The sequence below is a fragment of the Chloroflexota bacterium genome, from assembly GCA_009840625.1.
GTDB lineage: Bacteria > Chloroflexota > UBA11872 > UBA11872 > VXNJ01 > VXNJ01.
In genome coordinates this window covers 572,891-596,335 of sequence record VXNJ01000001.1, presented here as the reverse complement: position 1 = coordinate 596,335, position 23,445 = coordinate 572,891, and the positions used below count along the sequence as shown (strand labels likewise).

Sequence of the window (23,445 nt, the reverse complement as noted above, 5' to 3'; positions counted from 1 at the left end):
GAGGATTCGACTACGACGGTCGGCGCTCGTCGAGTTCAATCCAGCAAACTGCGCCGCGCGCTACCACGGAGCCGATCTATCCATTCGCTCGGCCACTGCCGCCGCATCCTCTTCGGTCGGCTGATTGCCGTCTGCCAATGCGGCATCGACCAACAGCATCTCGGCGCACGACATCGTCGATCGAGCCGCGTGACGTCGAAGTTGCCGGGTCACCCATCGGGAGAAGGGGACGTCGAGCCGGTCAATGATTGGAATGACGTCGTCGGGCAAGCTGATTGTTTTGTCGGGCATGTATGTATTGCATGTAAGTAATCGTCAGTACCGAGTCGATGTTTCTCAACTAATATCGGGCAACCGCGGTTAACCTGAATCATCCGGGCCGACAGAGCCAAGCACTATCTGATATGGCTTCCGAACTGACCACTCCCAACATTTCGCTGACCGAATCCGCAGCCTCGGCGTTCAACAGCATCGTCGACGCACAGGGTTATGACGCCGCGGCGATGAAGGTGGCGGTTGCCCCGGGCGGCTGCGGCGGCTGGGAATACCAGCTGGGTATTGCCCGTCGCCCCACCGACACCGATCTGGTCACCGAGTCGCTGGGCATAACTCTCTACGTCGATTCCATGACGCTGCCGCTGTTTGACGGTGCGGTGATCGATTTCGCCGACGGCTTGATGGGTCAGGGATTTTCGGTCAGCAACCCGCTGTCGAAGGCAGACTGCTCCTGCGGTCAGTCTTTTAAGACCACCGGCGGGGCCGTCGACGAGGGGACCTGCACATCGAGCGTGGCCGGGAACTAGCAACGTTCCCGCCCGGCGGCCGTTGACCCGCCGCGCCCCCGGCCGGATAACCGGCTAGGCAAGCCCCGCCAGCGCCTCGCGCGCCACTTCGACTTCGTCGTAGGCGACTTCACCGTCCGGTCCAATAATGCTCTTTTCATGCCCCTTGCCGAGCAGTGCGACTACGTCGCCGGGGCGCGCCTGGGAGAGGGCGTACCGGACCGCCTGCGGGCGGTCGTGGATGACCACGAAGCTGGCGGTGGGATCCTTCTGCCGCAGCCCGAACACGATTTGGGAGGCGATCCGGTCGCGGCTCTCGCCGCGTGGGTCCTCGTCGGTAATTACCGCGAAGTCGGCCAGTTCGGCCGCCACGCGCCCCATCAGCGAACGCTTTTCTATGTCGCGCTCGCCGGCGCTGCCGAAAACGGCGATCAACCGACCGTCGGTCTGCTTGCGCAATTCGGACAGTACCGCGCCCAGGCTGGCCGGTGTGTGGGCGTAATCGACGACTACCACAAAATCTTGTCCGCGATCGACGTACTGCATGCGCCCGGCGACGCCGCCAAACGATCGGCACCCGTCAATCAGCGCCTCCAGATCGAACCCGGCGGCACCGCCGGCGGCGATGGCGGCAAGGACGTTTTCGATGTTGAAGCGGCCGCGCAACGGAGTCTGGACTTTCCCCCGGCCCCAAGGCGTTACCACCTCGAATTCGAGTCCGCGTACACCCGATCGCTCCCGGCGACTCTGGACATCACCGACGCCTTGCCCGTAGCTGATCCGGCGACAGCGTCGGCCCGCGGTAATGGTCGGAGTATGCGGATCGGCGGCGTTTAGGACCAGGGTGCCAGGGTCGTCCGCTTCCGCGGCCGCGTCTACCAGTTGCGCGAGGCGCCCCTTGGCGGCAACGTAGGCGTCAATCGTGCGGTGATATTCGAGGTGTTCGTGGGTGATCCGGGTATACACCGCAAGATCGAAAGCGAGTCCGTCGACCCGTTTCTGGTCCAACGCGTGCGAGGTTGCCTCGATCACCGCCCAGCGATCGCCCGCCGCAACCATTTCCGCCAGCAACTCGTTGACGCGCAGGGCTGACGGCGTGGTCTCGTGCTCGGACCTTGGTGAGAGCACTCCGCCTACGCCGAGCTGGGCGGTCGTGACCAGGCCGCAATCGGCACCGGCGTTGGTCAGTAGGTGCGCAAGCAGCGAGCAGGTGCTGGTCTTGCCGTCGGTGCCGGTCACGCCGATAAGGCCCAGCTGGGTGTCCGGGCGCCCGTGGAAGCAGCGGGCCAATTGAGCCAGCGCCGCGCGGGAGTCCTTTACGACCAGTCCGACCACGCCCGGAGGGCAGGCCGAAGGGCGCTGCGCGACCACCGCCACCGCTCCGGCGGCGACCGCCTGCCGGATGTAATCGTGTCCGTCGACCCTGGTTCCCGCGATCGCCACGAAAAGCGATCCGGGCACCGCTTGGCGCGAATCGAAGGCGATGGCGGCGATCCGCAGTTCGCCCGCCCCGGGTTCGACGCGGCAGCCGATCGCAGCCGCCAGTCGGTCCAGCCTCAATTCGACGCCGGCTCCGGTTGCGACCGGTTGGCGATCACCTGCTGGTACATCGGCAGAAAGGCCTTGATGAGCCCCGATAAAGGCCGCGAGAGATCCAGATCGAATGTCCCCGGGTGCTCGATCGGCATCGGGTTGTAACCGTTCTTGAACCGGCTGACTCCGACCATCGGGTCGCGGGCGTTTTCGGGATCGGCCATTCCCCACAGGTCGTATCGGCGGCAGCCGTGGGCGCGGGCCCAACGCATCGCTTCCCACTGGACCGCGTAACTGGGCATCCGGCGTCGCTCGTGCGATGTCGAAGCCCCGTAGACGTACACCGCCTCCCCGCCGGTCTTGATAGCCAAAAGTGCGGCCAGATCACGCCCCTCGTAATCAGCCACAAAAAGCGCCGAATCGTCGGGCCCGAAAGCGTTGTAAACGGCTTCGTAGTATTCCCGGTCGTGGATCGCGAAACCGTCGCGGCGACCGGTTTCAACCGTCAGCTCGAAAAAGCTGGACAGGTCTTTCTCCCCGCCTCTCCGCACCACGACTCCGCGCCGTCCGGCCAAGCGGGTGTTGTAGCGCGTCTTGGACTTGAATCCGGCAAGGATTTCGGACTCCGATTTGCCCAGATCAATGTAGGCCGAGTGCCGGATTTGCACGTGCTGATCGGAAACCCCGAATCCCGCTTGCAGCAACGCCGGGCAGACCCAGCCCGCATTCGCTGCCGGCGGCTCCACTCTGAGCAGGCTGGCGCCGCCACGACGGGCGCCATCAACGGCCGCGGCGACCAGGGCCTCGGCCACGCCGCTTTCGACCCGTCCCACCGGCCCGCGCGGAACATACCCAATCCCGACCGCCGGCAGGAAGGAAAGCGGGCGATGGCGTTGGATCAGGATCTGAACTCCGGCCACCAGGGACTGCCCGTTGAAGGCCCCGATGCGCAATGGCTGCCAACCGTTGCGGCGCTTGATTTCGCCCCACTCCCAGCGCTGCAGAAAACTGTGCCCGGTCGCGGTGCCGAAGAGCTCGGCCCACTCCCGCGGATTGTCAACCGCGCGCAGTTCGAGCTTCATGCCCGGCCCCCCGGTGCGGCCGCGGTGTGAATTGCAACACTCCCCAACCCGCGGCGCTCCCACGCGACCTGCTCGAAGCCGGCTTCGGCAAGTTCAGCGGCCAGATCCGCGGGGCCCGGGAATCGCTCCACCGAGGCCGGCAGATAGCTGTAGGCGAATCGATGGCCGGAGACCAGGCGACCGAGCAGCGGGGTAATCCGCGCGAAATAGAGGCGGAATAATCGGGCCAGCGGACCATTGCCCATCGGCGTCATTTCCAGGATCACCAACCGTCCACCGCCGGCCAGGACGCGGCGCCATTCGGTAAAGGCGGTCTGACGGTCGGCCAGGTTGCGAACCACGAACGCGCAGACAATCGCATCGACCGCGGCGTCGCCGACCGGCAAGCGCAGAGCGTCAGCGCGAGCCAGCCGTCCGCCGGCGCGCCCCACCCGGTCGCGGCCGGCCAGCAGCATCGCGTGCGAGAAGTCGATTCCCAGGGCAAGCAGGTGCTCTGCTCCCCGCCGCTTGGCCAGGGCCACAAGGTCGCCGGTACCGGTCCCGATGTCGAGCAGGACCGCAGGGTCGTCGATCAGGGAAAGATCGATCAACCGCCGCCGCCAGCCGGCATCAAGCCCGAGGCTGATCATGCGATTGAGGCGATCGTAGGTCGGGGCGATGGCGTCAAACATCGCCCGGACCTGTGGCGGATCAAGCCGCCCGCGTTCAGCGGACTCGGTCAACTACGAATTCGGTCAGGTCGGATATCGCACTTCTGAATTCATTGTCCGGCAGATGGTCAAGTTGGGCGCGGGCCTCGGCGGCGAGATCCCGGGCCTTGGCTACCGCCGCATCCAGCGCGCCGCTGCAGCCGATTTCGGCCAGCGCCAGCGGAATCCGGTCGGGGCGTGCCTTGCGACCGTCGTAAAAGCTGGCAACTTCGCCGCCGGGAACCATGCCCAGGTGCACCAGGATCGGCAGCGTCAGCTGGGCCTGCAGCAGGTCACCGCCGGCCGGCTTGCCGGTCAAATCGGGATCGCCGCGAAGGTCAAGGACGTCATCGCAAATCTGGAATGCCAGTCCGAGGGCGACTCCCAGCTGCCGCATCCGCTCCTGCTGCTGGGACGGACGTTCGGCCAGGTCGGCGGCGGCGCTGGCGCAAAGTCCGATCAGAGCGGCGGTCTTGCCCTCGATCTTGGTCAGGTAGTCGGCCTGCGCTGCCGCCGCGCCATCGTCGAGATCGGGCGAATGCAATTCGGCCCGCGACATCTGCATGATGGCGTCGGCGAACTTGGATACGACCGATGGGCGGCGGAGGCTCGCCACCATTTCGGCCGAGAGTGCGAACATGAAATCCCCGGCCAGGATCGCGATCCCCTCGGACCACATCGTGTGCACGGTCTCGCGTCCGCGGCGGGTGGCCGAGGAGTCGACCACGTCGTCGTGAATCAGGGTCGCCGTATGCAGGCACTCGACACCGCAGGCGAGTACCACCGACCGCTCGTCGAGTCGCCCGAACGCCCCGGCCGACAGGAGCACCAACAGCGGCCGCAAGCGCTTGGCGGGGGCATCGAATAGGTTCTGTAACACGGCCGCGATCATCGGCGAAGGTTCGTCGTCGCAGAGCTGGTCCAGTCGCGAGTTAACCCGATCCAGCCAGGGTTCGACCGGGGCGGCGATGCTTTCCAGCGAAAGCTTGCTCATGCAGCGTCGGGCAGGTCGAACAAGGCCCGCGCGTTTTCCGCGCATAGGGCCGCGACTTCATCTCTGGCGGAATGCCGCAGGCGGGCCAGCAAATCGATCGTCAACGGCAGGTTGGCGGGCTCGTTGCGGCGCCCCGAACGCGCACCACGCGGGACCAGGTAGGGTGCGTCGGTTTCCACCAGCAGGCGTCCGTCCGGGACCAGCGTCGCCGCGGCCCGAACCGGTTCGGCGGATTTGAAGGTCAGCAACCCGGCGAACGAGACGTACAGGCCAAGTTCCAGGAACCGGTCAAGGTCCTCCGGGCCGAGACTCCAGCAGTGCATGACGCCGGTGATGCGGCGTCCGGCAAGCTGCTCCAGAATCGCGGCCGCGGACCGGCGCTGATGGATGATGACCGGCAGTCCCAGCCGCTCGGCCTGGTCGAGCTGCCAGGCGAACGCTTCACTCTGGACCTCGGGTTCCGGATAACCGCGCCCGGCGAAGTCGAGACCGATCTCGCCGACAGCGACCGCCGCGCCAGATGCCCAGATTTCCGCCAGGCGTGACTTGGCGTCCGAGTCAAGTTCGGCCGCCGAATAAGGGTGAACGGCGGCGGCGGCGCTAATTGAATCGTCGTTGCGCGCCAACGCAATCGCCTTAATTGAAGATTCCAGGTCGAATCCCGGCACCAGCAGGCGTCCCACGCCTGCGTCCCGGGCCCGCCCGATCACCTCCGGCAGATCCGCGCCGAAAGCGTCGTGGTTGAGGTGGCAGTGCGAGTCGAACAGCAATGGCGACACGAACCCTAGTCGAGCATGTCAAGCCGTGGGAATAGCGGCCGACCCCCGGGAACCGGATTGCCGGGTGAAATCGTCGACCAGCGCGCGGATTCGTCCCAGCTAACCTGCCCGGGGCCGGGGCAGCCGAGTTGGGAGGATATGCGTTCCCCCACCCCTGGCATAGCGGGATAAACCAGGACCGCAATCTGGCGCAGGCAGTCGGCCAGGTGATAGAGGATCGTGCCCACGCGCCCCCCGGCAGCGGGATCCCTGGCCAGTCTGAACGGTTGGGTCTGGTCGACATAGCGATTTGCGGCGGCGATGAACCGCCAGGCCGATTCGAGGGCCTCGGAAAACTCCCAGGCGGCGTAGTGCCGTTCGGCGTCCGACCACGCGGACCTGGCCGCGGACTGCAGCTCGGCATCTTCGTCAGCGGCCTCGCCCGGTTGTGGCAGAACCCCGTCGCAGTAGCGGGAGATCATCGCCACGCAGCGATTCAGCAGGTTGCCAAGGTCGTTGCCGAGATCGTGGTTGTAACGCGAGTGCAGGGTCTCACGACGAAAACTACCGTCCAGCAGAAAACGCATCTCGCGCAGCAAGTAGTAGCGGAGCGGATCGACTCCGTAGTACTCGGTCACGTCGTAGGGGTCGATAACGTTGCCGCGCGATTTGCTCAACTTCTCGCCGGCCATGTCGATGAACCCGTGCGAGACGATCTTGGCTGGCGGTTCCAGACCGCAGGACCAGAGCATGGCCGGCCAGTAGATGGCGTGAAAGCGCAGGATGTCCTTGCCGATGACCTGGGCGTCGCACGGCCACCAGCGCCGGAAGGCTTCGTCGTCGCTGGTGAACCCGACGACGGTTGCGTAATTGATCAGCGCGTCAAACCAGACATAGATAACGTGGTCGGGGTCGTCCGGGGTCGGGATTCCCCAGTCGGCGCGATGGCGTGAGACCGAAAAGTCCTTGAGCCCGCCCTCTATCAGGGCCAGCATTTCGTTGTAGCGTGAGCGCGGAATCACGAAATCCGGGTTGTCCAGGAAGTGCGTCCGCAATCGCTCCTGGTACCCGGTAAGGGCGAAGAAGTAGTTTTCCTCGGCCAGCCATTCCGGCGCCCGCCGGTGGATCGGGCAAACGCCTTCGACCAGTTCGTCCTCGGCGTAATAGTTCTCGCACGAAAGACAGTACCAGCCTTCGTACCGGTCGCTGTAGATGTCGCCGCGGGCTTGGGCGCGGCGGAAGAACTCCTGCGCGGCCTGGTGGTGACGCGGTTCGGTTGTGCGGATAAAGGCGCTGGCCGAAACGTCGAGGTGCTCCCACAGCGCGGCGAACCGGGGCGACATCGAGTCGATGAATTCGCGCGCGTCAAGGCCGGCCGCGGCCGCCGTGCGGGCAACGTTGAGGCTGTTCTCGTCCACCCCGGTGGAGAAGAACACGTCGAATCCCTTGAGGCGCTTGAACCGCGCCTGGCAGTCGGCGCCGATCTTTTCAAATGCGTGGCCAAGATGCGGGTTCCCGTTGGGGTAGTCGATCGCACAAGCTTGGTAGAAACTGGGCATTGCACCGCCGGGACGGGGAAAAAGGGGCGCGCTCGCGGCAATTATCCCCGTGCGGGCGCAAAATCGACCGGGGCGGCCCCACCGCATCGCCCCGGCAATGCTTTCATCCAGCGAACGCTTACCCAGATTCGAGGCACCGCATGTCCACGCCCGCCGCAGCCGCCGTCAGCAGTGCCGACGGCGTAGCCTGGGACCTCGCGGACCTTTACGCGGGCCCGGCGGACCCGCAGTTGGATGCCGACATCGCCCGCGCCGGCGAGCGCGCCACGGAATTCCGAAACCGTTACGAGGGCCGAGTCGCCGAGCTAGACGCGCCGGCGATGCGGGACGCGCTCGCCGAGCTCGAAGATCTCAGCCAGTTGGCCGACCGTCCGTTGATCTTCGCCCACCTGCTGCACGCGGCCGATAGCTCCGATCCCGCAAACGGGGCGTTGGTCGCCAGGACGGCCGAGGCCAATTCGCAGGTCCGGGCGGGACTCCTATTCTTCGAACTCGAATGGCTCGCCCTGCCCGACGATCACACCGAACCCATAATCACCGACCCGGCCGCCGGCCGCTTCGCCCACTTTTTGCGCAAGGGTCTGGCTTTTCGCCCGCATGTGCTGGACCGTCCGGTCGAAGAAGCTCTAGAGCAGAAATCGAACACCGGTTCGCGGGCTTTCAAGCGCCTATTTGACGAGATAACCAGCGGCCTGGAGTGCGACGTCGAACTGCCGTCGGGACCCCAGCGGCTCAATGAGTCGGCCACGCTCGCCCTGCTCCACGACCACGACCGCGAGGTGCGGCGCGCGGCCGCCCGGGCCTTGACCGTGACGCTGCGCTCCAATTCCAAGGTGCTCACATACATATTCAATGTGTTGCTGCAAGATCACAACGTCGATGACCAGTTGCGTTCCCGAGGGCACCCGATGCAGGCGCGCAACCTGGCCAACGAGATATCGCAGGAATCAGTCGACGCGTTGATTGACGCTTGCGCGGGCGCCAATGGAATGGTGCAGCGCTACTACCGACTAAAGACCCGGCTGCTGGGGCTTGAGAAGCTCTACGACTACGATCGCTATGCCCCGCTGGAGCAACAGGACGGGCGCTGGTCATGGGACCGCTGCCGCCAGATGGTCACCGACAGCTACGCCGCCTTCGACCCCCGGGCGGGCGAGGTCGTCGAAATGTTCTTCGAGCATTCCTGGATCGATGCCGAGCTGCGCAACGGCAAGCGCGGCGGTGCGTTCTCGGCCGGCGGTCCGGCCGACGCGCATCCCTACATCCTTTGCAATTACACCGACCGCGCTCGCGACGTGATGACCGTGGCCCACGAACTCGGGCACGGGATTCACCAGTACCTGGCCCGCGATGTGGGGTACTTGCAATCGCACACCCCGCTGACGATGGCCGAGACCGCCTCGGTGTTCGGGGAGATGATCGTCTTCTATCGCCTGCTGGAGGGCAGCCGCGACGCCGGCGAGCGGCTTTCGCTACTGGCGGGCAAGATCGAGGATTCCTTCGCCACCGTGTTCCGGCAGATCGTCCTGACCCAATTCGAACGCGCCGCCCACGCCGCCCGGCGCAGCGAGGGGGAACTCAGCACCGAACGCATTGGCGAACTTTGGATGGATGCGAATGCGCCGATGCACGGCGACGTGGTCGAACTCACCCCGGACTACGAGTCCTGGTGGAGCTACATCCCGCACTTCATCCACACCCCCTTCTATACCTACGCCTACAGCTTCGGCCACCTGCTCGTCCTGGCCCTGTACGCCACCTATCGCCGGCAGGGACCCGACTTTGTGCCCGGCTACCTGGAGATGTTGCGGCGGGGTGGCTCAGCCTCGCCGAGGGACCTGGTCGCACCCTTGGGCGTGGATCTCGACGACCCCAGGCTCTGGCAGCGCGGGCTGGCGCTCATCGGAGACATGATCGATGAAGCCGAGGCCCTGGCGGCCGGCCGCGACTAGGGACGGGTCATAGGTGCCCGGTCCGCGCCGAATCGCCGCGGTCGCGGCGGCGCGCCTCAGTCGCGCGGCGGTGCGCAGAATCGCCCGGCGCGGCGGTTCTGCACTGCCGGGTCTGGTGGCCGCAACGATCGACCCCGACCTGCTCTACGCGCTAATCGGCGATCTCGGTGGCGGCACGATCCTGGTTTCCGGGACCAACGGCAAGACCACTGTGACCGGGCTGGTGGCCGAAATCGCCAGGGCCGGCGATGATCCGGTGGTCAGCAACCCGTCGGGATCGAATCTGGCCCGCGGCCTGCTTTCGCACCTGCTGGAACGGGTCGACCTGCGCGGCCGGGCGCGCTGGCGCCGGGACTCGCTGGGGGTGCTCGAACTCGACGAAGCGCAGTTGATCGCCAGTCTGGTCCGGATCGGGCCGCGCGCGGTGGTACTAACGAACCTGTTCCGGGACCAGCTCGACCGCTATGGCGAACTGGACGCGTTGGGCCGCGGTTTCGCCGCCTCGCTGGCCGACTGCGAACCGCGCCCCGTGCTGGTTCTCAACCGGGACGATCCCGTCCTGGCCCACATAGCCGAGTCCTATCGGGGCCGGGTGGTTGGATTCGGTCTGGACGTTTCCGATTCGAGCGCCGAACCCGATGAATGGGCCGATTCGACGCTCTGCCCCGAGTGCCTTGGACCGCTGCATTACTCGGGCGTGGCCTACTCGCACCTGGGCCGCTTCCAGTGCCCGGACTGCGGGTTTGCCCACCGCTCCCCGGAAATTAGCGGGAAGGTTCTGCGGGCCGATTTGTCGGGCATTTCGCTCGAATGCCGCGTCAACGGGGGGTCGGTGACCATTAACAGCTCCCTGCCCGGGACTTTTAATGCCTACAACCTGCTGGCCGGGTTGGCCGCCGCCCACGCCCTGGGGTATCCGGTCGAAAGCTCGGCCGCCGTGATTGCCGAGGTCGGGCCGAGGTTCGGTCGGGCCGAACAGGTTGAATTGGACGGCGTCGAAATCACCCTGCTGCTAATGAAGAATCCGACCGGCGCCAACGAGCTGGTCCGCACCTTGCCGAAAGAGAACTACGACCTGCTGTTGCTCTTGAACGATCGACCCGCCGACGGCGAGGACGTCTCCTGGATCTGGGACGTCAACTTTTCCGAGATGGGTCCGCGCCAGCTGGTTACCGGAGGTTCGCGAGCCGCCGACATGGCCCTGCGGCTCAAATACGCCGGACACCGAGCCGCCGCCGTTGCCGAGGGCCCGGTGGAGACCGCCTTGCGCGCGGCGTTGGAGCTTGGCGGGCAGCGGCTGCTGGTGCTATCTACTTACACCGCGATGCTCGAGTTGCGGCGTTGGCTCCTGCGTTCGGGAGCCGTCGACCAGCACTGGCAGGCGCGATGAACCTCAGAATCGGACACCTGCTCCCGGAGTTGATGAATATCTACGCCGACCGGGGCAATGTCGAGTGCCTTGTCCAGCGCTGTCGCTGGCGCGGATTTGACGCAGAGGTAGTTCCCTTGACTGCCGGATTGCCGTTCGGCCCAGAGGATGTCGACATAATCCTTATCGGCGGGGGCCAGGACCGCCAGCAGGTACTGGCCAGCCAGGCCCTCAAGGCCTCGACCGGAACGGCGCTGCGAAGCTGCGTCGACGACGGCGTGGTGGTCCTGGCGGTTTGCGGTGGGTACCAATTGATGGGGCACAGTTACCGCGACGCAGGCGGAACGGTACTCGAAGGCATCGGTCTGCTTGACGTCGAGACTGTCCACCCCGGCGCCGAAGTGCCGCGCTGCATCGGTAACGCGGCGGCCCGCTGGCGGGAACAGATCCTGGTCGGGTTCGAAAACCACGGCGGCCGCACCTATCTTGGCGCCGGGCAAGCCCCCTTGGCCAAAGTCGAGTACGGGCACGGCAACAATTCCGCAGACGGAACCGAGGGTGCCCAAGCGGGAAACGTCTTTGGTACGTATCTGCACGGTTCGCTCTTGCCCAAAAACCCGGGATTTGCCGACTTTCTGCTGGCGCGGGCGCTGGACCGTCGCGGGCACCGGGAGGAATTGGCCCAACTGGACGATCGCCGGGAATGGGCCGCCCACGCCGCCGCCCGGGCGCTGACCGGATGGAGCGGTGGCAGATAGTCCGTCTTGGCGGGTCGCGCCGGCCGGTCAAAACGGGCACCCAATATAAAATCCGCTGGTTAACCCGCCCGCCCCCGGATTTGCCTACCACCAATGGCGCCCCCCGATAGCGCCGGCGCCACCGGCGCTGTCAATGAAACCGGCCTGCGGGTAACGCTTCCCGGGCTCGATTACTACCGCGAGCAGATCGCCTGTCAGGCCGCCTGCCCGTTGGATACCGATGTGCGGGGAATGGTCACCGCGATCGCCCGCGGCGAGTACCAGGCTGCATGGGACATGGCCCGCCAGGTGAACCCGTTCGCCGCCGTCTGTGGCAGCGCCTGCTCCGCTCCATGCGAGACGGCTTGTCGGCGCGGGAGCATCGATACTCCCGTCGCGATCGGTCCGCTGCAGCGCTTTGCGGCCGAGGTTGCGGGGCCGACTACGCGCCCCTTTGACCTGGCAGCGCCCGAACGGGCGCCGGAAAACTCCAGGACCGCATTTTCCGCCTTCGGGCTGTCGCAATATCGGCGCAACTTTGCCGACCAACGCCGGGCGGGGGCGCAAATCGCCGTCGTTGGTTCGGGCCCCGCCGGCCTGACCGCGGCGCACGACCTCGCCCTGCTCGGGCACGCGGTCGACGTTTTTGAAGCTACCGACCGCGCCGGTGGCATGATGTTGCGGGGAATACCGGAATTCGTTCTGCCGCGCGCGGTCATCGAAGCCGAAGTCGCGGCAATTCTGGAAATGCCCGGGGTTCAGGTCCAATTCGGGATGCGGCTAGGCGAAGGGCTGGATCTTGCCGAGTTGGCCGCAAATTACGACGCTGTGGTGCTGGCGCTGGGCGACCCCGGTCAGTGGTACCGCGGCACCGGTGGTCCGATCATCTCCGCACCCGAACTGGTCGAGCGACTGCGTGTCGGCCAGACCGCCGAAGTGGGCCGCCGAGTCGTCATAGTCGGTGGTTGCAACCGATCCATTTACGCCGCCCGGGTCGCCGCTCGCATCCAGCGCATGGCGGGCAACCCAGTCGGCGTGACTATGGTCGCGCACCGCATCATCGGGTCGCTTGAAGCCGCCCGCGAGGCCCGGCGCGAAGGCGTCGAAATCATCAGCGGCCACCTCCCGGACGAGGTGTCCGAGGAGTCGGGCCAAGTGAGCGTCCCACTTGGGCCCGGGCGCGGTTCGCTATCGGCCGACCTGGTGGTCCTACCGATGGGCCATTCGCAATTGGAAGCACCAAAAACCCCCGAGCTGAGCCAGTTGCCCGATAACGTGATCGCCGCCCAGTCCCCGCACGCCGACGAGGGAGTGGTTTATGCGGTTGCCGCCGGCCATCGCGCCGCAGCCGACGTCGAAGCGCTGATCCAGGGGCAATCCCTGGGGGTGCGCCGCGACGGGCGGATGCACCCGGTCGAGCATTCCGATTTTTCGGTAACCGGCTCCCTGACCGCCCTCGCGCAGGAGTCGGAGATTATTCCGCCGGCGCGGCGCGGGCCATTCGATGTCGTCGACATCGGATTCACCGCAACCGAAGCGCAGGCCGAAGCCCGCCGCTGCCTCAAGTGCAACGTGAACACGGTGTTCGAAAGCCCGCGTTGTATCACCTGCGGGGACTGCGTGGACGTTTGTCCGCCCGGTTGCCTGCTGCTGACCCGACCTGAAGACGCCAGCGGCGCGGGGCTGGATTCGCTGCTTGCCCAGGAATTCGGAGCAGGCCTCGACTTCCAGCGCAACTCCGAAGCGGCCAGCGAGGCGACATTGATTCTCAAGGACGATTCAAAGTGCGCGAATTGCGGACTTTGCGTTCAGATATGTCCGACCGACGTAATTTCGTTTGAATGGTTCGCCTTTTCAGAAGAGCTTGACTTGATCAAGGTGCCGGCCTGATGCGCGGCCGGCCCACCGGCGCATTCGCCCTGTCCCGCTTTGGGAAAATGGGTGCGGTCCAGGCGGGCCTTGCAGCTTGCCGGAACCTGCGATTTTGCGAGCGCGATTGGAGCAATTCGCGCCGATGCAATCAGAAGGAGTCGTCGGCGTGAATCTGCGGCCCGAACCCAAGAACGGCTACACCGATCGCTCGCGGGCGGTTGCGCAGAACTTCTTTCTCGCGTTTCACCCGGTGCAGGTGAATTCGACGAACCTGCGCCCGACATATTCATTCGGCTTCGGGTTGCTCGGCCTCTACAGCCTCCTGATCATGTTCGTCAGCGGATTGCTGCTGATGTTCCATTACGTACCCGAAATCAATAGCGCTTATGCCTCGATGGTGCGCCTGGAGACGGACGTGTTTTTGGGCGGCCTCATCAAAAACTTGCACGTAGTTTCCGGGCACGCTCTGGTCGCGTTTGCGGCCTTGCATTTGGTGCGAGTGTTTTTCACTGGGGCCTACGCCGGCCGCGCCGCCAATTGGATTCTTTCGGTGGCAATGCTGCTCGGGGCGGTACTTACCGTACTGACTGGGTACGTATTGCCGTGGGATCAATCCGCTTACTGGATCACGGCCGGGGGTGGTGAAATCCTTGCCGAAGGACCAATCTTTGGCGAGTGGATCAGACTGCTGGCATTCGGGTCCGAGGATGTGAGCCAGGCCACGTTGACGCGTTTCTACACCTTGCATTTCATCGTCGGCCCCTTGGCGCTTATGGCGCTGGCCGGCTGGCACGTTTTCCTGCTTCGCCGCGGCGGTCCGGCCGCAACCGAATGGGGGCCTTGATGCCTGACGCTGGGTTAATGGCTTGAGTACTTCGCAGTTGGACTCCTCGGGTAAGACATACGGCCTGATGGGGCTCGCCCGCGGCCAGGTGCGGCCGGTTCGCGCCGCTCCCGGCAAACAGCTTGCCTGGCCCTCGGTGCTGCTGACCGAGTTGCTGTTGGGACTGGGCCTGCTGCTGGTGCTGTTGGTTGTTGCCGCCGCCATGTCGGCCAATCTCGGACCTCCGGCAAACGTTGCCGCCTCCGACAATCCGGCTCCGGTTCCATGGTTTACGGCCTCGGTTGCCGAGTTAAACCTCCGCTACGATCCCATCATCGGCGGAATTATCATCCCCAGCCTTTGGGTTCTCGGCTTGCTGCTGGTGCCGCTCACCGCGTCGAACCCGATCGCCCCGGGAACCTGGTTCGGGGGTCGGTCGCTTGGGTTTGCACTGGCCGGCGCGGCATTTTTCGGAATCGCCTGGATCCTCTATGTCGCGTTCGACCCCGATGGTCGACTTTTCCATGAAATCAACTCGGCGCTGGAGCTGACCAAGCTATCCGGCGGTGAATCGCCCGGCTGGTGGCCGACCGGGATTCTCTTCTTCGGTTTCTTGGATCTGTCCGACCTGTCGGCCCTGGTCTGGACCGGGCTCTTGCCCTTGCTCGTTTGGATCGTGCTAAGCGGGGCCGCCCTGTTGGTGGGGCGATTGGCGATGGGTGCCGACCGCCGGGAAATGACCGTGTTCCTGTTCACCGGAGTCTGGGTATCGATCGTGCTGCTGACATTCATCTATGGGGCGATGCGCGGCCCGGATCTTGCGCTGTACGCGCCCTGGAACGTACCGGCTCCGATTCCCGCCGCCTTTGGCGCCGGATGACCGGGCGCAGCCGCGCTTTTTGATCGCCCGCATTCCCGCGCCGTAGCGTAATGCCTGCCCGCCAGCCAGGACTAGTCGAGCTGACTCGACGCAATTTGCTTAAAGGCGTATTCGGATCGACCATGGGTGTGCTGGCGCCGCTGGCGGCGGTGGCCTCAGGGGTCGCTTACCTCATGCCAGCGCGCGAGGTTGACGAGGAGTGGCTGGACGCCGGCGAACCAGCCAGCTACGCCGAAGGCGAAGTCAAGTTCATCCCCACTGCAGGCATATTCGTGGCCCGCAGTGAGCGCGGTTTCATCGCGCTAAATCACGAGTGCACGCACTTGGGCTGCAAAGTTCCGTTCGATCCGGTTGAGCGCGAGTTTCGCTGTCCCTGTCACGGTTCCGTCTACGACGAATATGGCGACAATGTAAGCGGTCCGGCTCCACGCCCCCTGGCGTACCACCCGCTGCGTCTGGATGGCGGTCAGATTCTGGTTTCGACTAATCCGCGTCCGCGCGAACTGGTCAAAGAGGTCCAATTCAAGCCCTATGCCTAATCGAACCGAAGTCCAAGTCGCGGCCGTCGCCACGCTGGCGGCGCTGATCGTGGTGGTGTTGGCCGCCGTGCTCGTGACCGAGATTTTTTGGCGCCACAGCGAGGCTGCCGACCATTACCGGCCCTACATCGATTCGCCGGAGCTGACCGAATTTGGCATCTTTTCGATCACCGCCGCCGCCGCCGGTGCAGCGGATGCCGCGCCGGTCGCACGCTCTCCCGAACTTGAGGCCATTTACGACATCTTCATTGAAAAGGGCTGCACCGGTTGCCACATCGTGGATGGCATTCCGGAAGCCATCGGCGACACTGGCCCGAACCTGAACGGGTTCGCCAGCCGCCAGATGATGGCCGGTGAAACGATGGAGGTCAGCCGCGATAACCTGGCTTCCTGGCTCAAAGACCCGCCGGCCCACAAGGCCGATACGCTGATGCCGAACCTGGGTCTCAACGACGCCGAGATCGATCTATTAATCGACTGGCTGTTAACCCTCACCTGATTGCGGGAATAGGCCCAATAGATCGGCTTCGGTCTCGCGCCGACGGGTGAGAGTCGACCGGCCGTCAGTTACGAATACCACCGCCGGCCGCAGGGCCATGTTGTAGTTCGATGCCATTGCCATCCCGTAGGCCCCCGAGGTTGCCGCTGCCAGGATGTCGCCGCGTCGCAGCCGAGGCAGTTGCGCGTCCTTGAAAAGGATGTCGCCGGACTCGCAGTAGCGGCCGGCAACGGTTACGGTCCCGAACGGCGGGCCTGGTTGGCGGTTGGCCAGCACCACCGTGTATTCGGCGCCGTACAGGGCAGGGCGGATGTTGTCGGCCATGCCGCCGTCGACGGCCACGTAGGTGCGGATGTCCGGAATCGATTTGATCGTACCGACGCTGTAGAGGGCCACGCCGGCCCGGGCGATCAGCGACCTGCCCGGTTCGACCACCAGCAGAGGCCGGCGCGCATCGGGCAGGGCTTCGGTAACCGCTGACCCGATCGCGGTCATCAGCGGGCCCGGATCCAGTCCGGCATCGTCCAGCGTGTACCGCACGCCGCCGCCTCCCCCCGGCGAGATGACAGCCGGGAAATAGCCGGTTTCGCGCTCAGTCGCAATGGCAAATTCCACTAACTTGCGTGCGTTGTCGATTAGCGGTTGGCGGTCAAATATCTGCGAACCGATGTGGGCGTGATAACCGAGCAGCTCGATTCCGGGATCAGCAAGCGCCGACTTGGCGGCCGCGCGGGCCTGACCGGTGGAAATCGGAATGCCGAACTTGGAGTCGAGCTCGCCGGTCCTAATGTACTCGTGGGTATGGGCTGAAATGCCTGGCGTGAGCCGCAACAGGACCGGAGCGCGGATACCGCGCCCGGCGGCTACATGACCGATGAATGAGAGATCATCCTCCCCGTCGGCGACCAGTTGTCCGATCCCGGCGTCCAACGCCAGCTCGATCTCGGCGCGCGATTTGTTGTTGCCGTGTAACGTGACCATGCCCGGGTCGATGCCAGCCTCGAGCGCGGCGGTCAACTCGCCGGCGCCGACGCAATCGACCCCGAGCCCGCATTCGTCCACCAGGCCGAGCACGTGCAGGTCGGCATAGGCCTTGACGGCGTATATCACCCGCGAATTCGAATAAGCCGCGGCCAGTGGCAGGCGGTACTGCCGGCAGGATGCCCTGACCGCGTCTTCGTCGTAGACGTACAGCGGGCTGCCGAATTGCTCGAGCAGGTCGGTCACTGCACATCCGCCTAGGATCAGGCGGCCGGCAGCGTCGCGCGCGGTGCCCTCAGGGAACAGCTCCAGAGGGTCCTGTATGCGGTCGTTGGAGTGTTTCACTTGGTCCCCAAAAAACTGACGGCGCGGGATTGCCGCGCCGTCAGGGTAATTCAACCAGGTTCGAATTAACCGGTGCCGGCGCCGCCCCAGGATTTGATGAAGTTTCCGTCCGAGTCGAAGTGCACGATCCGGTTGTTGCCGTTATCGGCGACGTATACGCCTTCTACGCCGGCCTGCAGGCCGGTGGCCCCGGAGAACTGGCCATCGCCAGATCCGGAGCCGCCGAAGCTGGCGCTTCGGGTGCCGTCGATCTCGAACCGGTGAATCTCATCATTGGCCGGGTCAAGCACGTAGAACTGCTCTTCACGGTTCACTGACATGTGACCGGGCTCGACGAGGTCTTCGAAATCGGCCTTGTGCTCGATCTCGTAGTCGAGCCCGACGCGGTTGATTTGGAAGAGCTTGGATTTGCCCTGGTCTGGATCCCAGTCCAGTCCAAATATTTCGCCTTCAACCGGGACCGCGGTAACGCCGCGCCAGAGCCCGCCGGCCTCGGGAGGTTCGATTACCGTCTTGTTGCTGCCGTCGGCGGAAAACCGAATCAAACGCTCGTCGGCGGTGATTATGTACGGAAACCCAAACCCGCTCGAGCGCAGCTGGGTAGCGCCTTCCAGGTCGGGGTCGCCCCATATTTTGGGAATGTTCATGTGTCCCTCAGGGCGTCCCAGGTAGGTTGAGAACTTCTGCACCTGGGCGTTGCCGGCGTCCAGCACCCAGAGAACCCGGGTGCGGTCCATCGTGGTGTCAGAGGGGGCGTTGAACGGGTGTTGGCGATCGGTTATCTCATCGCCACCGTCGGACCAGTAGTTGAGGACGCCCTCATTAGTGAATTCAAACAGCTTGTTGTCGGCGGTGACAACGTAGATGTCCTTGCGTTCGTCGTTCTGACCGATGCCAACCGGCCCAACCATCTCAGTCGGGTCCTCCACGAACTTCGGCCCGCCGTCGAGTTCGGCCGAGGGACCGCCGCCCGCGCGCGCGGCGCCGGCAACTTCTTCGGCCCCGCCGAGCCTGCCTTCGTCGTGGGCCTCGCCGCAGGCGGCCAGGGCCAATATGGCCGCACCGGCGGATCCGGTGGCCAGCAGTCGCCGGCGGCTAATGATCGAGTCATTTCTCACCACGTCTGCCTCCTGTATCTCTTCTCCATATATATATCGGTCGCGCAAACGAACTATTCGGGGCCAATCGCGCCACGCCCCTGGTGCTCGCTGCCGGCCGCCGCGGGCCAGCGGTGTAAGCGGGGACGATTGACCGATTTTAGGCAGCACTGACCCGAAGTGCCGACACGGTCGAAAGCTGCGCGATTGCGATTGGTCGATTCGGCGCTTACCTTCAGTGGATTTGACATTGACCCTCTATGGGCGCAAAATGCGCCCAACTGATAGGCCCGTCAACGGTTGGCCTTCTCTGAATATTTGGGAGGACACTGCTGGCGCGGGATTCTTTATTGATCCCAGCGCGCCGGCGGGATATCAGAGCAACTCAAAGTAGGAGGAACACTCTTGCGCATAACCCGAAGACGTGCCTTAACCGGCATGGCTGGGGCAACCGGTCTGGCCATCCTGGCCGCTTGTGGCGAGGAAGAGGCAGACGCCCCGGCAGCTGCGGCTCCGGCAGCTGCGGCACCCGCCGCTCCGGCGGACAGTGGCGGCGACGCCATGGCCGACAAGGGCGACGAAATGATGATGTTCGATGACGTGGAAATTGAATTCCGCTTCAACGGACTCAACCCGGCTGGCCAGGAAGCGGCACGCACTGAAATCGCCAAGTTCAAGGACTTGACCGGTATTCAGGTCAAACCCGACTTCTCCGACTGGGCAAGCTCTTTCCAGAAGATCACTACCGGTTTTGCGGCCCAATCCGCGCCTGACATTTGGTACGGCGGCGGGCTGTGGACCCCGGTACTGGCCGCAAAGGGCCAGGTGCTCGAAATTGATGAGTACGTAGCCAACTGGGACGAGTGGAGCGACTTCTACCCGCGCGGGCTTGAGGACGTGACCTATGAAGGTCATATCCAGGGTGTCCCGTATCGGTTCAACTACCGAGCCTCTGCGGTTATCCGAGCCTCGTTCTTTGAAGCGGCCGGCCTCGAGCCGACACCGCCGACAACTTGGGACGAACTCAATGAAGCAACTCCCAAGCTCACGATCAAAGATGGCGACATCTTCGAGCAGGCCGGAATCAACATCCAGCACCACACTCAGGTGTACGAGGACTGGCTGTTCCAGGCCGGCGGTAACTACTTCTCCGAAGACCGCACGATGCCGCTTAACAACTCGCCCGAGGGCATCACTGCGCTTAGCCAGCACGTGAGAGCCGGTCTGGTCGACGGGACCATGCCCAAAGAAGGCATGGACTCCGGCGTACCGAACCTGCACGCGTTCTGCGCTGGCCGCGTGGCGTACCAGCAGCTTTGGCCCGGTAACGTGGGCAACTGCGAAACGAACGCCCCGGACGTGTTTGCGGACGTGGTAGTCGGCGAACCGCTGCGTGGTCCCAAAGAGCAGATCATGCAGATCTACGTTGATAAATACATGCCTTGGAAGCTCACCAAGAACCCGGACGCTACCTTCGAGACCATGAAGTACTTTGCGTCCCCGGGTCCAAACCATGACATCAACGTGGTTGGCGACCGCTCAATGCCGTGCCGGGTAGCGATGGAAGCCTACGAGCTCTACAAGCAAGAGCCGTGGAAGACCTACTCCCAGAACGGCAACAAGTTCGGCAAGGGACGCCAGATCGTTCCGGAGCACTTCGACGTTCAGCCGGCCATGAGCCGCTGGGTCGAGAAGGCCGCTCTCGGCGAACTTACCGTCGAGGAAACCCTCGAGGGAATGGACGCGGAAGTCCTGGAAATCATTACGGGCAGCTAAGTCGTCCAATTCGGCGGTTCCCGTCAAACGGAACTACCGAGAAGCGGGGCATGGGTGGTGGCCCGAGCGGCCGCCACCCGGCCTCGCCGAAAAAACGCCCGCCCGGTGGATCAAGCCTGGCTGGCTGAATCTGAATCGCCACTCAATTTAAGAGGGGCGTTTCGGTAAGATGAAAGTCTTAACGGCCGAGTGCATAGCCGCATTGCGGCTCGGACAGCGGAAGAACGGTTCGTAAGGAAATCACCTAATGGCGGTAGCGCAAACCCAACCGGCGGCGACGCTGCGGACGCAGGGCCGTACCTGGCCGATCATCCGCCGTTCGTTGCTCTACATCCTCATGTCGGTAATCGCCTTCTTGGCGGTTTTTCCGTTCCTCTGGTCGCTCCTGGGGTCATTCAAGACCGCGGAGGACCTGTTCGACTTCGCGATTGAAGATCCGGGCACCTATCTTCCGTACGCTTGGCAGTTCAATAACTACACCACCGTCTGGGGCCTTAACTTCGGGCGGTTCTTCTTTAACAGCGCATTTGTGGCCACGGTTATCACCCTGGCCCACCTGCTGCTTGCTTCAACCGCCGGATACGCTTTCGCGCGGTTGGAATTCCCCGGTCGCGACGTTTTGTTCGTGGCCGTGATAGCCACCCTTATGGTCCCGTTCCAGGTCACGATGGTTCCGCTGTTCATCATGATCAAGAACTGGCCGCTAACCGGTGGCAACGACATCCTGGGCCAGGGCGGACGCGGTCTGCTCGACTCATACGCCGGACTGACCATCCCGATGTTCCCGACCGCCTATGGAACTTTCCTGCTGCGTCAGTTCTTCCAGACCCTGCCGCGCGAGCTCGAAGATGCCGCGCGCATCGACGGGGCTTCCGAGTTGCGCATTTACTGGAACGTGATCCTGCCGCTCTCAGGCGCCGCTCTGGCGGTTCTGACGGTGTTCTCGTTCCAGCAGACCTGGAACGACTTCGTCTGGCCGTTCATCATCACCCGTGACGAGGACATCAAGACCCTGCAGGTGGCGTTGGCCAACTTCAGACAGGAATACAACACGGACTGGGGTCTGCTGATGGCGGCCACCATGGTTGCCACGGTGCCGATCCTGATCCTGTTCCTTATGACGCAGCGCTACTTCGTCCAGGGGATCGCCCTCTCCGGCATCAAGGGGTAAGCCTCCTTGAATAACGGCCCCGTCGCCCCCGCTTCGATCGGGGGCGGGCAGGCGCGGTTTGGTGTTTACTTTCGGCGCAATTTGGCCGGGTACCTCTTCGTCCTGCCCCAGATCCTCTTCATCACGGTATTTATCCTGGTGCCGATCGTCGGCGCGTTCTATTACTCGATAACCAACTACAACCTGCTCACCGCTCCGGAGATCGCCGACCCGATCTGGAAGAATTTCGCCGCCCTGCCGGGCGATGAGCGCTACGGACCGGCGATCCGCAACACCCTGGTGTTCGCGTTCGTGACCGTGCCGGCGGGAGTGATCACCTCGCTGCTGCTGGCCCAGTTGATCAACCGTTCGATTCGCGGCATTTATTTTTTCCGGGCCATGTTCTACATGCCGGTCGTGTCCTCGTTCGTGGCGGTCTCGCTGATTTGGCTCTGGTTTTACGAACCCCAGTTCGGGCTCTTTAACGAGTTTCTGCTCTGGGTCGGCCTGCCGGCCTCGAAATGGCTCAAAGGCCAGGAATCGGCGCTGCTCGCAATCATCGTCATGAGCGTCTGGAAGAACATGGGGCTGAACATGGTGATCTACCTGGCCGGGCTGCAGGGGATCCCGCCGACCGTTATCGAGGCCGCCGACATCGACGGCGCGGGACGGGTATCAAAATTCCTGCGGATCATTTTGCCCCTGCTGGCGCCGACCACGTACTTCGTGGTCATCGTTTATTTCATCGGCGCCCTGCAGATGTTCGTGCAGGTGTGGATCATGACGCAACAGCCAGGCAACGGCGTACTCACCGGAGGCCCGCTCGACAGCACCGTCACCGTCGTTCTCCTGATTTACTCCAATGCCTTCGAGTACCTGAAGATGGGATACGCGGCGGCGATGTCGGTGGTCTTGTTCCTGGTAATCGCGCTAATCACCTACATGAATTCGCGCCTGCTCCAGTACGAGGTAGGCTGGTAAACGCACGCGAACCGGCGCCCGCGGGCGGGATCGCAAATCCCGGAAAACGCCGGGAAGACGGGACCAGCTCCCTTCCTTGAAGCCCCCGGCGGTCAGTGGCCGCGCGCCGACTTGATCCAAACCGGTTGGGAGTCGCGACCCGGGGTTGAAATCAACAGATCTGCCCGGGCCCCATCGGCGCCTGTGATCCAGATGTCGGCCGAATCCTCACCGGCGCGCGAGAAGGCGATTTGTTGTCCGTCGGGCGAATAGTCGGGATCGCGGTCGTCCCCGCCGCCGCGGGTCACGCGCCGAATTTCTCCGGACTCTCGATCGAACGTGAATAGGTCCCAGTCCCCGCTTTCGAAGGCCTCAAACGCGATCCGCTTGCCGCTCGGATCAAAGTCTGGGAACTGGGCGAATGCGAACGTATCGACCACCCTCTCCGGGTCCTGCCCCGGCGCTTGTTCCGTCCGGATGACATAGATGTCGAAATCGCCTTCGGGGTTGGCGAAATAGGCCAACTCATGCCCATCCGGGCTCCAGTCGGGCGCGTAGTTGTGCCAGGGAACATCCGTGAGTTGGCGCACCCGGCCGCTATCCAAATCAAGCTCAAACAATTGGAAGAAATCGACGTCGCGTTCAAAGACTATCCGTCGGCCATCGGGGGAGAAGACCGGCGAGTAGTCTTCGAGATCGTTGGCGGTCAGCTGGATGAGGTCGCTGCCGTCGATTCCGACTATGAACAGATCGAAATCGCCCCCGTCGGCGCTGGAGGAAAAGAGGACCCGGGATCCGTCCGACGAAGGGTCCGCATAGCGATTGTGATGTCGGTCGGCGGTGACGCGCCGCAGCTCGTCGCCGAACCCGTCGGCGAAATAGATGTCCCAGTCGCCGTCGGCGCTTGAACGGAATATGATCTGGCGGTCGCCCAGCAGCTGCCAGTTTACGAAGTGCTCGAAATCAACCGGCGATCCGGCCCGGGACGATTCGGCGCCGGGCTGACATCCCAGCAAAAGGCCAGCAAAAAGCAGCCAGACCGGCCAACTGCGTCCGAGTCCCAATTAA

At 63.9% G+C, this 23,445-nt stretch carries 22 protein-coding genes; 12 read left to right on the top strand and 10 right to left on the bottom strand.

Annotated features, from left to right (window positions below; all coding sequences use genetic code 11):
- Positions 1 to 60: 60 nt before the first annotated feature.
- Positions 61 to 291 (bottom strand): hypothetical protein, encoded by a 231-nt coding sequence (locus F4X41_02665; protein ID MYB15926.1) that lies wholly within the window; start codon positions 289 to 291, stop codon positions 61 to 63.
- 113 nt (positions 292 to 404) lie between these two features.
- Between F4X41_02665 and F4X41_02660 the strand changes: the two genes are divergently transcribed.
- On the top strand, positions 405 to 803 hold the full coding sequence (locus tag F4X41_02660; protein MYB15925.1) for an iron-sulfur cluster assembly accessory protein: 399 nt from the start codon (positions 405 to 407) through the stop codon (positions 801 to 803).
- A 54-nt stretch (positions 804 to 857) separates the two neighbouring features.
- Here F4X41_02660 and F4X41_02655 read toward each other — a convergent pair whose 3' ends face one another.
- The 6 genes from F4X41_02655 to metG are packed head-to-tail and all read right to left on the bottom strand — an operon-like array spanning position 858 to position 7,484.
- The gene (locus F4X41_02655; protein ID MYB15924.1) at positions 858 to 2,546 is read right to left on the bottom strand and encodes a UDP-N-acetylmuramoyl-L-alanyl-D-glutamate--2,6-diaminopimelate ligase; all 1,689 of its coding nucleotides are present in this window, start codon (positions 2,544 to 2,546) and stop codon (positions 858 to 860) included.
- Entirely contained in the window at positions 2,339 to 3,397 is a 1,059-nt protein-coding gene (locus F4X41_02650; GenBank protein MYB15923.1) for a peptidoglycan bridge formation glycyltransferase FemA/FemB family protein, read from the bottom strand. Before F4X41_02650 ends, F4X41_02655 begins: the two co-directional genes overlap by 208 nt.
- Positions 3,394 to 4,068: a ubiquinone/menaquinone biosynthesis methyltransferase gene (locus F4X41_02645; protein MYB15922.1), complete on the bottom strand. Its 675-nt coding sequence runs from the start codon at positions 4,066 to 4,068 to the stop codon at positions 3,394 to 3,396. Before F4X41_02645 ends, F4X41_02650 begins: the two co-directional genes overlap by 4 nt.
- 34 nt (positions 4,069 to 4,102) lie before the next feature.
- Positions 4,103 to 5,125, bottom strand: a complete 1,023-nt coding sequence (locus F4X41_02640; GenBank protein MYB15921.1) for a polyprenyl synthetase family protein — start codon at positions 5,123 to 5,125, stop codon at positions 4,103 to 4,105.
- On the bottom strand, positions 5,077 to 5,859 hold the full coding sequence (locus tag F4X41_02635) for a TatD family deoxyribonuclease (GenBank protein ID MYB15920.1): 783 nt from the start codon (positions 5,857 to 5,859) through the stop codon (positions 5,077 to 5,079). Before F4X41_02635 ends, F4X41_02640 begins: the two co-directional genes overlap by 49 nt.
- 5 nt (positions 5,860 to 5,864) lie before the next feature.
- Positions 5,865 to 7,484: a methionine--tRNA ligase gene (metG, locus tag F4X41_02630; GenBank protein MYB15919.1), complete on the bottom strand. Its 1,620-nt coding sequence runs from the start codon at positions 7,482 to 7,484 to the stop codon at positions 5,865 to 5,867.
- 53 nt (positions 7,485 to 7,537) lie between these two features.
- Here metG and F4X41_02625 point away from each other — a divergent pair, with 53 nt between their 5' ends.
- The 8 genes from F4X41_02625 (at position 7,538) to F4X41_02590 (ending at position 16,068) form a co-directional block, all read left to right on the top strand.
- Positions 7,538 to 9,349 carry a M3 family oligoendopeptidase gene (locus F4X41_02625; protein MYB15918.1) on the top strand — a complete coding sequence of 604 codons (1,812 nt, stop codon included), beginning with the start codon at positions 7,538 to 7,540 and terminating at the stop codon, positions 9,347 to 9,349.
- Positions 9,350 to 9,362: 13 nt separating this feature from the next.
- Positions 9,363 to 10,739 carry a DUF1727 domain-containing protein gene (locus F4X41_02620; GenBank protein ID MYB15917.1) on the top strand — a complete coding sequence of 459 codons (1,377 nt, stop codon included), beginning with the start codon at positions 9,363 to 9,365 and terminating at the stop codon, positions 10,737 to 10,739.
- The gene (locus tag F4X41_02615; GenBank protein ID MYB15916.1) at positions 10,736 to 11,476 is read left to right on the top strand and encodes a glutamine amidotransferase; all 741 of its coding nucleotides are present in this window, start codon (positions 10,736 to 10,738) and stop codon (positions 11,474 to 11,476) included. The genes F4X41_02620 and F4X41_02615 overlap by 4 nt, the downstream gene beginning before the upstream one ends.
- Before the next feature lie 93 nt (positions 11,477 to 11,569).
- Positions 11,570 to 13,345 carry a 4Fe-4S dicluster domain-containing protein gene (locus F4X41_02610; GenBank protein MYB15915.1) on the top strand — a complete coding sequence of 592 codons (1,776 nt, stop codon included), beginning with the start codon at positions 11,570 to 11,572 and terminating at the stop codon, positions 13,343 to 13,345.
- A gap of 124 nt (positions 13,346 to 13,469) precedes the next feature.
- The gene (locus tag F4X41_02605; GenBank protein ID MYB15914.1) at positions 13,470 to 14,171 is read left to right on the top strand and encodes a DUF4405 domain-containing protein; all 702 of its coding nucleotides are present in this window, start codon (positions 13,470 to 13,472) and stop codon (positions 14,169 to 14,171) included.
- A 22-nt stretch (positions 14,172 to 14,193) separates the two neighbouring features.
- Positions 14,194 to 15,030: a hypothetical protein gene (locus F4X41_02600; protein MYB15913.1), complete on the top strand. Its 837-nt coding sequence runs from the start codon at positions 14,194 to 14,196 to the stop codon at positions 15,028 to 15,030.
- Between the two features lie 50 nt (positions 15,031 to 15,080).
- Positions 15,081 to 15,569, top strand: coding sequence for a Rieske 2Fe-2S domain-containing protein (locus F4X41_02595; GenBank protein MYB15912.1), 489 nt, complete (start codon positions 15,081 to 15,083; stop codon positions 15,567 to 15,569).
- Positions 15,490 to 16,068 carry a c-type cytochrome gene (locus tag F4X41_02590; GenBank protein ID MYB15911.1) on the top strand — a complete coding sequence of 193 codons (579 nt, stop codon included), beginning with the start codon at positions 15,490 to 15,492 and terminating at the stop codon, positions 16,066 to 16,068. Before F4X41_02595 ends, F4X41_02590 begins: the two co-directional genes overlap by 80 nt.
- Here F4X41_02590 and lysA read toward each other — a convergent pair.
- Positions 16,054 to 17,487 (bottom strand): diaminopimelate decarboxylase, encoded by a 1,434-nt coding sequence (gene lysA / locus F4X41_02585; GenBank protein MYB15910.1) that lies wholly within the window; start codon positions 17,485 to 17,487, stop codon positions 16,054 to 16,056. The two genes, F4X41_02590 and lysA, sit on opposite strands and share 15 nt — an antisense overlap.
- Positions 17,460 to 18,560 (bottom strand): hypothetical protein, encoded by a 1,101-nt coding sequence (locus F4X41_02580; protein MYB15909.1) that lies wholly within the window; start codon positions 18,558 to 18,560, stop codon positions 17,460 to 17,462. Before F4X41_02580 ends, lysA begins: the two co-directional genes overlap by 28 nt.
- A 369-nt stretch (positions 18,561 to 18,929) precedes the next feature.
- Between F4X41_02580 and F4X41_02575 the strand changes: the two genes are divergently transcribed.
- From F4X41_02575 to F4X41_02565, 3 genes are all read left to right on the top strand, one after another.
- Positions 18,930 to 20,267, top strand: a complete 1,338-nt coding sequence (locus tag F4X41_02575; protein ID MYB15908.1) for an extracellular solute-binding protein — start codon at positions 18,930 to 18,932, stop codon at positions 20,265 to 20,267.
- Between the two features lie 247 nt (positions 20,268 to 20,514).
- Complete coding sequence (locus F4X41_02570) at positions 20,515 to 21,438, top strand: carbohydrate ABC transporter permease (protein ID MYB15907.1); 924 nt, start codon at positions 20,515 to 20,517, stop codon at positions 21,436 to 21,438.
- 6 nt (positions 21,439 to 21,444) lie between these two features.
- Positions 21,445 to 22,398 carry a sugar ABC transporter permease gene (locus tag F4X41_02565; protein ID MYB15906.1) on the top strand — a complete coding sequence of 318 codons (954 nt, stop codon included), beginning with the start codon at positions 21,445 to 21,447 and terminating at the stop codon, positions 22,396 to 22,398.
- A 92-nt stretch (positions 22,399 to 22,490) separates the two neighbouring features.
- Here the strand turns inward: F4X41_02565 and F4X41_02560 are convergent, their stop codons facing one another.
- Entirely contained in the window at positions 22,491 to 23,441 is a 951-nt protein-coding gene (locus F4X41_02560) for a hypothetical protein (GenBank protein ID MYB15905.1), read from the bottom strand.
- Positions 23,442 to 23,445 lie beyond the last annotated feature (4 nt).